Raw genomic sequence first — 563 nt, 5'->3', positions numbered from 1 at the left:
GATTACTCGATGATCTTGGCGACGACGCCGGCGCCGACGGTGCGACCGCCTTCACGGATGGCGAAGCGCAGACCTTCTTCCATGGCGATCGGGGCAATCAGCTTGACCGTGATCGACACGTTGTCACCCGGCATGACCATTTCCTTGCCTTCGGGCAGCTCGATGGAGCCGGTCACGTCGGTGGTGCGGAAATAGAACTGCGGGCGGTAGTTGTTGAAGAACGGGGTGTGACGGCCACCTTCGTCCTTGGACAGCACGTAGACCTCACCGGTGAAGTGGGTGTGCGGCTTGATGGAGCCGGGCTTGCACAGCACCTGGCCGCGCTGCACGTCTTCGCGCTTGGTGCCGCGCAGCAGGATACCGACGTTGTCGCCGGCCTGACCCTGGTCGAGCAGCTTGCGGAACATTTCCACGCCGGTGCAGGTGGTCTTCTGGGTGGTGGAGATGCCGACGATTTCGATTTCTTCACCGACCTTGATGATGCCGCGCTCGATACGACCGGTCACGACGGTGCCGCGGCCGGAGATGGAGAACACGTCTTCCACGGGCATCAGGAAGGCACC

Annotated in this window: 1 protein-coding gene; it reads right to left on the bottom strand. The window is 62.5% G+C overall.

What is annotated here, in order from left to right; translation table 11 throughout:
• Positions 1–2 precede the first annotated feature (2 nt).
• Positions 3–563, bottom strand: a 561-nt coding sequence (locus AC07YZ_RS25455; RefSeq protein WP_494796788.1) for an EF-Tu C-terminal domain-related protein, incomplete at its 5' end; no start/stop codon positions are given.

The organism is Hydrogenophaga sp. GW101-3F08 (genome assembly GCF_059424585.1).
The sequence above is the reverse complement of the archived record's forward strand: the minus strand, read 5'-3'. Positions and strand labels throughout refer to the sequence as shown.